A 13068-nucleotide genomic window follows, 5' to 3' on the forward strand; every position below is an offset into this window, starting at 1 on the left:
TGCCATAATGCAAAATCTTTATATTGAATAGTTAATTTTGGTAAGTTTAGTTTACTTACTAAACCTTGTGATTGTTTTAGATAGTAACTATAATATGCTTGTAGTTCTTTCAAAAATATATCGGTAGACCAACCATCAAAGGCTATGTGATGAATTACTATGCTTAGGTAATATTTTGGAATATCTTTTGCATTGCTACTAATTAATTCATACAAGCAAACTCTTATCGGATATTCATTACCTAAATCATAAATATGATGTACTGACTTTTCTAGTTCCTCCTCTAATTGTAATTGATCAATGATGTTTATCTTTATAATCTCTAAGGGAAACTCTTTATCATCTAGTATTAATTGATAACCGTTACCTCTATTATCTTCTTTGATTAAGGTCCGTAGTATCTCGTGTCTAGCTACTATACTTTTTATACTACTTTCTAATATATCTATACTAGCATTACTAGATATACTAAATACCATCGGTATATTATAAGCATTAGTTCCTTCTTCATATTTCTCAATAAACCATAACCTCTCTTGAGCAAAAGATAACGATTGTTCTTCTACTTTAGTAAAGGCAGCTTTATCTATTACTATGTTATTTTCGTTATTATGTTCTATATATTGAACCAACCTTTTTACTGTATTGTGCTTAAAGATAGCTGGTATACTAATTGCATTATTTAATTCTTTACTTAATTTACTTACCAACCTTATTGCTAAAATGCTATTACCTCCCAATCTAAAAAAATCATCATGGATACTTACTTTTTCTTCAGGTAATCCTAACACTTCTGCCCAAATCTTACAAACTTGACTCTCTAATTCATTCCTAGGGGCTACATATGTTTCAATATTAGTAAACTCAGGATCAGGTAATGATTTTCTATCCAACTTACCATTAATGGTTAATGGCAATCTCTCCAAATGCACTAATATAGCAGGTATCATATATTCCGCTAATCTTGCCCGTAGGTAATTTAATATAGCCTCTTCATCTAACTTACATTCTGATACATAATAACCTGCTAAATATTTACTACCTGATTCTCCTAGTCCTTGTTGTTCTTTAGCTAGTACTACACTTTGTGTTATTCCTTCATAACTTGATAAAACACTCTCTATCTCTTCTAACTCTATTCTGTAGCCTCTGATCTTAACTTGAAAGTCATTACGTCCTATATATTCTAAGTTACCATTTGCTAACCATCTTACCAAGTCTCCAGTCTTATATAACCTTGCATTCTTTGCTAATTTCTTTTCCTTTATACTTTGAAATGGATTAACTATAAACTTCTCTGCTGTTAAGTCAGGGCGATTTAAATAACCTCTAGCTAATCCTGCTCCCCCTATATATAATTCTCCTATCGCTCCTATTGGTAGCGGAGTTAAGTTAGTGTCTAATACATAACACCTTACGTTAGAAATTGCAGAACCTATATTTGTAGCACCATTATTATTATAGTGATTTAAGCTTGCATATACAGTCACCTCACTTGGTCCATATGCATTTATCACTTTTACGTTACTATTTTGATAGTAATCTAATACTTCTTTGTTAGCTTTATCCCCCCCTAGCACTAAGATATTTAATCTAAGTATATATTCATTATTTAATAATGTAGGTGGTAGTAACGCTATATCTATATTGTTTTTTTGTATGTAAATACTTAGTTGCCTTATATCTTGCCTTATATCATTATCTATGATATATATAGTATGACCATTTAAGATAGTTGTATAAGCTTCCCATACATGTGCATCAAATACATAATTAGCATACCATAAGCAATTTTTGATATTTTTTTCTTTAGGTAATTCAAACTCTTTTTCTTGTACTATTGCTAAATTTATAATTCCTCGATGTTCAATCATTACCCCCTTAGGATTACCTGTAGTACCTGAAGTATATATAACATAAGCAAGGTTATTGCTGGTGGTAGAAATTGTAGGATTAGATGTCAGGTAGGATGCTAGTAAAGTTTGTATTTGCTGATCATCAATTACTAAGATCGTTGCTTGACTAATTGTGCTAATAGCTAAACTATCTAATCTTTGTTTATGTCCTTCATTAGTCAGTACTAACTTACTATTTGTATCTTCTAATATATAACTTATTCTTTCATCAGGATAATTTGAATCGATTGGTACATATGCTCCTCCTGCTTTTAATACAGCAAGGTTCGCTATTAGCATATGTTCACTCCTGTCTAAACATAAGGCTATCAACGTATCGGGGCTAATCTGATATGTCTCTCTTAAGTAATTGGCTAACTGATTGGCTCTCTCATTAAGTTGCCTGTATGTTAGCTTAGTTTCTTCATATACTATTGCTATGTTATTTGGTGTCCTTGCTGCTTGTTCTTCGAATAAAGCTTGTATTGTCTTATCGCTTGGATAAGTTTTATCTGTATCATTCCAGTTATTAATAATTTGTTGGTATTGTTGTTGATCTAAATAGTTTAAATCAGCTATTTTACTATGTGCTTGTTTTTGGCTATTATTAAGCAATGTCGCTAATTGTTTTAATATCTCAGTATATGTTTTTATAAAACCATTAATTGTTTCTTCGCTATATAAACTTGTTGCATAATTAAAACTTCCTTTTAAATAAACTTCACTATCATCTATAAAAGTACTAATATCAAACTTAGCTACATTATATAAACTAGCTCCTGTTGTATGTGTTTGTAATATATTAGCTAAATAAGTTTCTTGTTGTTCGTCCTCTTGACTATATAGCTCATTCCCAAAACTCTGCACTGCAAACATTACTTGGAATATTGCATGCCTACTAGTATCTTTGATTACATTTAGTTCCTCTACTAATTTTTCAAATGGTAAATCCTGATGTAGTTGTGCTTGTACTATTTCATCTCCTACTTGCTTAATAAATTCTTTAATTGAAACTTTTGCATCTATTTGCATTCTCAGGGCTAACGAATTGACAAAGAAACCAATTAAATTTTCTATCTGATTATATTGCCTATTAGCTATTGGAGTTCCTACCACTATATCATCTTGATTACTATAACTTCTCAACATTAAATAATAACCACTAAGTAATACGCTGTATAAGCTTACCTTTAATTTCTTAGCTAATTCCCTTAAAGATCTTGAGGTATCTTTATCTAACTCAAAATAGATATTGCTACCTTCATAATCTATCTGACTTGCTCTTGGTTTATCGGTTATTAAGTTTAATGTCTCATAACCACTTAGTTTATTCTTCCAGTAATTTAATTGTTTATCTAATCTTTCCCCACTTAAATAGTTTCTTTGCCATAATGCAAAATCTTTATATTGAATAGTTAATTTTGGTAAGTTTAGTTTACTTACTAAACCTTGTGATTGTTTTAGATAATAACTATAATATGCTTGTAGTTCTTTCAAAAATATATCGGTAGACCAACCATCAAAGGCTATGTGATGAATTACTATGCTTAGGTAGTATTTTGGAGTATCTTTTGCATTGCTACTAATTAATTCATACAAGCAAACTCTTATCGGATATTCATTACCTAAATCATAAATATGATGTACTGACTTTTCTAGTTCCTCCTCTAATTGTAATTGATCAATGATGTTTATCTTTATAATCTCTAAGGGAAACTCTTTATCATCTAGTATTAATTGATAACCGTTACCTCTATTATCTTCTTTGATTAAGGTCCGTAGTATCTCGTGTCTAGCTACTATACTTTTTATACTACTTTCTAATATATCTATACTAGCATTACTAGATATACTAAATACCATCGGTATATTATAAGCATTAGTTCCTTCTTCATATTTCTCAATAAACCATAACCTCTCTTGAGCAAAAGATAACGATTGTTCTTCTACTTTAGTAAAGGCAGCTTTATCTATTACTATGTTATTTTCGTTATTATGTTCTATATATTGAACCAACCTTTTTACTGTATTGTGCTTAAAGATAGCTGGTATACTAATTGCATTATTTAATTCTTTACTTAATTTACTTACCAACCTTATTGCTAAAATGCTATTACCTCCCAATCTAAAAAAATCATCATGGATACTTACTTTTTCTTCAGGTAATCCTAACACTTCTGCCCAAATCTTACAAACTTGACTCTCCAATTCATTTCTAGGGGCTACATATGTTTCAATATTAGTAAACTCAGGATCAGGCAATGATTTTCTATCCAACTTACCATTAATCGTTAATGGCAATCTTTCCAAATGCATTAATACAGCAGGTATCATATATTCCGGTAATCTTGCCTGTAGATAATTTAATATGCCTTCTTCATCTAACTTAGATTCCGATACATAATAACCTGCTAAATACTTACTGCCTAATTCTCCTGCTTCTTGTTGTTCTTTAGCTAGTACTACACTTTGTGTTATTCCTTCATAACTTGATAAAACACTCTCTATCTCTTCTAACTCTATTCTGTAGCCTCTGATCTTAACTTGAAAGTCATTACGTCCTATATATTCTAAGTTACCACTTGCTAACCATCTTACCAAGTCTCCAGTCTTATATAACCTTGCATTCTTTGCTAATTTCTTTTCCTTTATACTTTGAAATGGATTAACTATAAACTTCTCTGCCGTTAAGTCAGGGCGATTTAAATAACCTCTAGCTAATCCTGCTCCCCCTATATATAATTCTCCTATCGCTCCTATTGGTAACGGGGTTAAGTTTATATCTAATACATAGCACCTTGCATTAGAAATTGCAGATCCTATTAAATTAATATCTCCATCTATTATTTGTTTACTAGATGCGTATATAGTTTCCGTTGGTCCATAATAATTATATAGTTTATAATTACTTGACCAATATGTACCTGTACCAATATCGCATGGTTCTCCTGCATATATTATTCCATACAATGTTTCATATTCTATTCTTGGTAAAATCGATAATAATACGGGAGGTAAATATACATAATTAATGCCATTATCTATAATGTATTTGCTAATCAGCAATGCATCCGTCCTTACTTTCTCACCTAATAGATAAAGTACTCCAAATCTAAATAATACGGTAAAAATTTCTGATACTGATACATCAAATACATAGGATGTAAATACAGCTACCTTATTTCCTTTACTTAAATCATATACATCATTTAAAGATAATACGGCATTCACTATCCCTCTATGCTCCATCATTACCCCCTTAGGATTACCTGTAGTACCTGAAGTATATATAACACAAGCAAGGTTATTGCTGGTAGTAGAAGTTGCAGGGTTAGATGTTAGATGGGATGCTAGTAAAGTTTGTACTTGCTGATCATCAATTGCTAAGATCGTTGCTTGACTAATTGTGCTAATAGCTAAGCTATCTAATCTTTGTTTATGTACTTCATTAGTCAATACTAAGTTACTATTTGTATCTTCTAATATGTAGCTTATTCTTTCATCAGGATAACTTGAATCCATTGGTACATATGCTCCTCCTACTTTTAATACAGCAAGGATCGCTATTAGCATATGTTCACTCCTGTCTAAACATAAGGCTATCAACGTATCGGGGCTAATCTGATATGTCTCTCTTAAGTAATTGGCTAACTGATTGGCTCTCTCATTAAGTTGCCTGTATGTTAGCTTAGTTTCCTCATAGACTATTGCTATGTTATTTGGTGTCCTTGCTGCTTGTTCTTCGAATAAAGCTTGTATTGTCTTATCGCTTGGATAAGTTTTATCTGTATCATTCCAATTATTAATGATTTGTTGGTATTGTTTTTGATCTAAATAGCTTAAATTCTGTACTTCCTGGTAAGGATTGCTTACTATTTGTTCAAGTAAGCTTTTAGCTATCAATAATAATTGCTCTATACTATCATTACTGAATAACTCCCCAGCATATTTGATCATAAATGTTAATTGATTATTTACTTCATATGCTATTACTGCTAATGGATAATCTAGTTTCTCTACTGATCCTGTAAACCTTATCTTAATTCTACTTTGCTGTTCTTCATTGGCTGGATTAGGATAGTTCTCATAAACAAATAAACTATCAAATAACCGCTCACCTCCTTTTTGTAATTTAACTAAGCTGATATCACTTCTACTATTGATCTCATTAATATCACTTTGAATAGCCTTTATTGACTCTATTACACTTGTTATTGTTTTATTTTGATGCTCTACTATCAATGGTAAAGTATTTATATACAACCCTACTGAACTCTCTATGTCATCTATTGGAAGATTCCTACCTGATACGGTAGTTCCTACTACCGTTTGATTACTATTACCATAAATACTTAATACTTTGTGCCATACATATTGTAATATTGCATTTAATGTTACACCTTCTTCTTGACTGAACTTTTTTAAATTGTCATATAAGTTGCCTGTAATTGTTAATACTTGTTCTGCTGGATTTGTTATATGTTTATGTTCACTTATTCTTAACTGTTTCTGTTTATTGTTACTTAATAACAAGCCACTGAAGTCACTTCGCTCTTCTATTTGAGATATATATTTATTCCAATATTCCTTGTTATCTTCTTGATGCTTTTGTATATATTTCTGTGATTCTTTATAACTTTGATCTTCCTTTAACAATATTATTTCTTTATCTTGCAATTTTAAGTAAGTATCATGAATATATTCTAATAATATTGGATTACTCCAACCATCTAATATTGCATGGTGATTACTAAAAATACATGTATATAAATCTTCCCTCTGTTTAATTAAATATACTCTAAATAAGTTACCTTGTTGTAAGTCATATATTTCCAGCCGATCTTCTTCTTGAATTTGTTTAATCTCGAATTCTTGAATTGTAAAATCTTGTTCTTTACTTAAGTCAATATATCTCCAATCTAAATTACCTTCTTTATCTATTACTTGGATTAATTCTTCCTCCCAGTTTAACCTCAGCCTTAGGCTACTGAATCTTGCTTGAGCATAACCCCAAGCTTCTTTTAATTTATTAAGTGCTAACTGATTATTATATTGCCAAATAATTTGTACTCTGTATGCATCATCAATATCACCTTGATTTAAAGTATGATAAATAAAACCTTGTTGTAAGCTATTTGCTAAATATACTCCTTCTATCTCTCGATGTTCTTGTAACCTATCTAGATATTCCTGACTTATTACATTATCTATATCACTCACTGTTAAGTAGCTTCTAGTCTGCTTGACTGTATAGCTGATTATATCTTCTAACTTCTGTTGAAATAAATCAGCTAGTTTATTGGTTATATTTGCACCTAACTTACTTGCTATACTAAATTTAAGTTTACCATCTACAACTAAACCATTGATATTAACTATATTGTTGTCTTGGTTAGCGGGATGCATTGATATACCGCTATTCTCACTAATAATATTCCATAAATCTTTATCTGTTGTCGCACCTTGCTTGTCAAACTGTCCTAGATAGTTAAAGCTTATTCTTGGTAAATCACTCTGATATCCTATTACTATCCCGTAACCTATTCCTTTATTTGGTACTTGTCTTAAATTCTCTTTGACAGTCTTAAGACTATTACCTAACTCCTCACTTATCTCTAATCGTATTGGATAGATAGTAGTAAACCAACCAACTGTTCTTGTTATATCAATGTTATTATCTATTTCCTCTCTACCGTGACCCTCTAATACTATATGGTTAATTTTATTGCCTGTTATTTCAGCTAAACTATAACCAAGGGCAGTAAGCAAAATATCATTCACTTGGGTATTATAAGCTCTATTACTGTCTCGTAATAACTGACCAGTCTGTTCTTTGCTTAATTGTAGGCTAGCATAGCTATAAGCATCTTCGCTTACTATTAACTTATTTAGTTGATTACTATCATAATCAGATAGGATATTTGACCAGTAAGTTGTTTCACTCTTATGAGTAGTTGCATATTCTCTTACTACATTTACCCATTGTCTATAACTACTCCCTTTACTACCTATATCTTTACCATGGTAAAGACTTCTTAAATCTTCAGCAATTATCCGCCAACTTACCGCGTCTACTATTAAATGATGCAATGCACAATATATCCTGCTACTTCCATCTTCATAACCAAAAATATAACCTATACTATAGGTTGGTCCATACTCTAAGTCAAAATCACTCTGCCAGCTAGTTAATATCTCCTGTAGTTTAAACTCAAATTCTTTACTACCTTTTTTAACATCCAATTTGTTTATGTCTAATATCTTTAATTCTTCTACCTTGGCATCATTATTATAATATTGGCAATAACTCTGTACCAAATCTGTAGCTTTCCTGTATCTTAGTCTAAAACTATCATGATGTTGAACTAATTTAGTTATGCTTAGCTGTAGCCTATTTATATCTAAGGTCTCGGTTCTTAACAGAAATGACTGATTCCAATGATTAGGAATTATAAAATTATGCTTAAAGAACCACTGTTGCACTGGTAATAATGGTACTTCTCCACTTAATATACCTTGTTCACTTCTTAAATCTCCTTGAGTACTGCCTTGTCCTTTGCTTAAAACATTATCATAGAGTCTTTCAATAGTTTTATAACCAAAGATATCCTTAACAGTAACATTTAACCCTAGCCTTTGTCTTAACCTACTTACCAACTGGATACTTATTATACTATCCCCTCCTAGTCTAAAGAAATCATCATGGATACTTACTTTATCTTCAGGCAATCCTAACACTTCTGCCAAAACCCTACAAACTTGATTCTCTAATTCATTCCTAGGGGTTACATATGTTTCAATATTAGTAAACTCAGGATCGGGCAATGATTTTCTATCCAACTTACCATTAATGGTTAATGGCAATCTCTCCAAATGCACTAATATAGCAGGTATCATATATTCCGGTAATCTTGCCTGTAGGTAATTTAATATAGCCTCTTCATTTAACTTAGATTCTGATACATAATAACCCGCTAAATACTTACTTCCTAATTCTCCTACTCCTTGTTGTTCTTTAGCTAGCACTACACTTTGTGTTATTCCTTCGTAGCTTGATAAAACACTCTCTATTTCTTCTAGCTCTATCCTATAGCCTCTGATCTTAACCTGAAAATCATTACGTCCTATATATTCTAAATTACCATCTGCTAACCACCTTACCAAGTCTCCAGTTTTGTATAATCTTGCATTCTTCTCTAACTTCTTTTCTGCTGTACTTTGAAATGGGTTAACTATGAACTTCTCTGCTGTTAAGTCAGGGCGATTTAAATACCCTCTAGCTAATCCTGCTCCTCCTATATATAATTCTCCTATCGCTCCTATTGGTAACGGAGTTAAGTTAGTATCTAATACATAGCACTTGGCGTTAGAAATTGCAGATCCTATTAAATTAGTATCACCATCTATTATTTGTTTACTAGATGCATATATAGTTATTTCTGTTGGTCCATAATAATTATATAGTTTATAATTACTTGACCAATATGTACCTGTATCAATATCACATGGTTCTCCTGCATATATTATTCCATGCAATGTTTCATATTTTATTCTTGGTAAAATCGATAATAATACTGGAGGTAAATATAGATAATTAATGCCATTATCTATAATATATTTGCTAATCAGCAATGCATCCGTCCTTACTTTCTCACCTAATAGATAAAGTACTCCAGATCTAAATAATACGGTAAAAAATTCTGATACTGATACATCAAATACATAGGATGTAAATGCAGTTACCTTATTCCCTTTGCTAAAGTCATATACTCCATTTAAAGATAATACAGTATTCACCACTCCTCTATGTTCAATCATTACCCCCTTAGGATTACCTGTAGTACCTGAAGTATATATAACATAAGCAAGGTTATTGCTGGTGGTAGAAGTTGTAGGATTAGATGCTAGATGGGATGCTAGTAGAACTTGTACTTGCTGATCATCAATTGCCAAGATCGTTACTTGACTGGTTGTGGTAATAGCTAAGCTATCTAATCTCTGTTTGTGTACTTCATTAGTTAGTACTAACTTACTACTTGTATCTTCTAATATATAGCTTATCCTTTCATCAGGATAACTTGAATCCATTGGTACATATGCTCCTCCTGCTTTTAATACACCAAGTATCGCTATTAGCATATGTTCACTCCTGTCTAAACATAAGGCTATCAACGTATCGGGGCTAATCTGATATGTCTCTCTTAAGTAATTGGCTAACTGATTTGCTCTTTCATTAAGTTGCCTGTATGTTAGCTTAGTTTCTTCATATACTATTGCTATGTTGTTTGGTGTCCTTGCTACTTGTTCTTCAAATAAAGCTTGTATCGTCTTATCACTTGGATAATCCTTATCTGTATCATTCCAATTATTAATAATTTGTTGGTATTGCTTGTGTGATAATAGATTATAATTTTTGATATGGTGTAATTGCTTTGTATCTTCCAGTTCTACTAACTCATTTAGCACCCCTATAAATAATAGCTTATAGTAATCTATAAAATTAGTTAATAAATCGATATTAATCTTACTTAATTTATATCTTACCCTATAGTTAATTTCTTCATTTCGGATTTCTTGCTCAAATAATAATTCATTTGTTAAATCAATATTTGTATCCTTATTAACCTTAACTTTTATATTTCCAAATTCGAAAACTTTATATTTTAAATTTGTTTGAATAAACGAGCAATTGAGAATACCTTTATTTGATACTGATACTATATCAGATATAGGTAAATAGCTATGATTTACATCAATACACTTTAATGACTTAAGAAACTGTCGTGATTGATTTACTACATCTATAATATTATTTGTTTTGTTTAAATTATAAGCAATAACATTTGTATTAATGTGAGCACCATATATAAAATCTTTTCCTTCTGTTACTGCTATTGGATAATTTATACAAAATCTGTTTTGTTCTGTATATCTATTAAGTAAAACTGCAAATATATTTTGACCATATAAATATGGTGTTATGTTATACTTTTTTTTCAATTGATTTAATTTAAACAATACTTCTTTGTTAAACTTAAACCTTATTTCAGTTACATCACTTAATGTTTGTACCGATAATTTCGTTTTTTCTAAATTATTTCGTCTTGTACTAACCTTTAAAAAATTTATATCTAAAAATTCAATATCTGATAATCTTTCTTTCCAAAAGAATTTGCTCCTTTCTTTATTTAACTCTACATATTTTGATAGTTCTTTTGATAACTTTGTTATACGTAATAGTTGAGTTTTTATTGTAATACTATTTTTGTAATATGGATCATTATAATACTTTGATAGTTCATTAACAAAGTAATCAAATGAAGATCCATCTATGATAATATGATGTAAAACAATTATTAATCTATATTTATTAGAGTGATATTTTATCAAGCTACATCTATATAATGGTCCTTCTTCCAAATTAAATGGTTTTTGTATATACGCAAAAATATCTTTACTGGATAGTTTCTTTTCAAAAAACTCTACTCCATATATCTTGTTATTTTTTACCCAATATAATTCTTCATTTTTATCCTCTATATGGCTATTTAGTATTACATAATCTGATATAAATCTCTTTATTGCATTATTTAATCTTAGTATATCTATATTACCATTAAGATTTTGATCAAATACTATATTGTAATCGCTCCTATTTTGATCTAATTTCCATTCAGTGTAAAATATTCTAGTATAAGGAGAAAGTAGAACTCGGTACATAATATATCTCTTTACATTTGTTATTTGGTTCAGTCAGAACGCCCTCGCTAAGCGAGGGGCTTGACGGTATTGAGCAGCCCAAAGGGCTGCCATTGTTAATTAAAATTCTCCTGTTTCGTCAGAACCTAGACTATCAAGTTGCTCTTGGTTCTTAATGTAGTGTTTGATCTGATTCTCTTCAAATCCCACAGTTGAGACCGCATAACCTCTAGCCCACAACTTCTCTCCATTAAAATTACGCTTTCGTCCACCAAACTGCCTAGCAACAGCTATAGCACTTTTCCCCTTGATATAACCTATTACTTCGGCTACAGAATATTTAGGAGGAATTTTGATGAGCATATGGACATGATCTTGTACCATATGACCTTCTATTATCTTACTCCCTCGTTGAAAAGTTAACTCATGGAATACGTTTCCAAGATATTTTCTAACCTTCCCGTACAATTCTCTTTTTCGACACTTTGGAATAAACACAATATGATATTTGCAATCCCATTTAGAATAATTTAAACTTTCGTATGTTGTCATATATTTTCTCCTTTGACCGTCAAGCCAAAGAAGTTATATATGATAACTTCTTATTTTATACTAAATCTAAAGGTCAAGCCTTGATGGTCTCACTAGTCAAACTAGTGGCTTACCTATCATTGAGTTATTAAAGTATTTTATGTGACTAGATTGTTCTAGTAGTGCTAAAGTCCCAATATATTGTTCAGGAATATGTTGTAGGTCTATCAAATAATAAGGCTCATAAGATGTATGTCGATTATTTACCAACTTTATCTTTTTATCCTCAGTAAAGGCTATTTCTATACTATTTAGAGGTATAGAAAGTCCTATCCCTAAAGCTTTTAGATAGGCTTCTTTACCTGACCATAATTTATAAAAAATTTCTCTTGTATTGGAACTAACCAAATCCTTAAATAAATTAATTTCATTATTGGTAAATATATCTGCATTTATCAGCCAGCTAACATCTTCTTCTTTAGTTAATTCTATGTCGATACCCACTTCATTATGCCTAGTAAATGCTAGAACTATAAAATCATGAGAATGCGAAACATTAAATGATAATCCTATTATGTCGTTTTTTAACTTAGGCTTGCCATATTCATTATATTTAAATTGTACCTCGTTCGCTGATATTCCGGTATAACCAGCTATTATGTATCTCAATAAATATCGTCCCTGAATAAACTTTATTTTATCTCTTGCAAAATAAAATCTTTCTGCCCGTTCTCTCTCTTCTGTTGACAGGCAAGAATATTGTAAATTTAAATTTTTTGGATTTTCTAGTAGATAAGTACTCCAAATATGAACCTCATTTATTTTAAGAGACTCAGTATAGACCTTTTCATTGTAATTGCTCATTTTATTGGATCTCATTTAAGTTTTTCAATAGTCATTACTTCTATATAAATTTTGGTTCTATGTTATTATTCTTATCAAT

3 protein-coding genes (1 of these 3 only partly in view) are annotated in these 13068 nt (G+C 30.7%); all 3 read right to left on the bottom strand.

Going from position 1 to position 13068, the window contains the following annotated elements; translation table 11 throughout:
• On the bottom strand, nt 1-11615 hold the beginning of the coding sequence (locus ACFEL2_RS05080; protein ID WP_375331670.1) for a non-ribosomal peptide synthase/polyketide synthase. 28381 nt of this gene lie to the left of the window's left edge; 11615 of the gene's 39996 nt are visible here — the first part of the coding sequence; the start codon lies at nt 11613-11615; its stop codon lies beyond the left edge, outside the window.
• 99 nt (nt 11616-11714) lie between these two features.
• Nucleotides 11715-12146: an IS200/IS605 family transposase gene (gene tnpA / locus ACFEL2_RS05085; RefSeq protein WP_341758080.1), complete on the bottom strand. Its 432-nt coding sequence runs from the start codon at nt 12144-12146 to the stop codon at nt 11715-11717.
• 96 nt (nt 12147-12242) lie between these two features.
• The gene (locus ACFEL2_RS05090) at nt 12243-12989 is read right to left on the bottom strand and encodes a 4'-phosphopantetheinyl transferase family protein (protein WP_341758079.1); all 747 of its coding nucleotides are present in this window, start codon (nt 12987-12989) and stop codon (nt 12243-12245) included.
• Nucleotides 12990-13068 lie beyond the last annotated feature (79 nt).

The sequence above is a fragment of the Candidatus Tisiphia endosymbiont of Temnostethus pusillus genome (genome assembly GCF_964264675.1).
GTDB lineage: Bacteria > Pseudomonadota > Alphaproteobacteria > Rickettsiales > Rickettsiaceae > Tisiphia.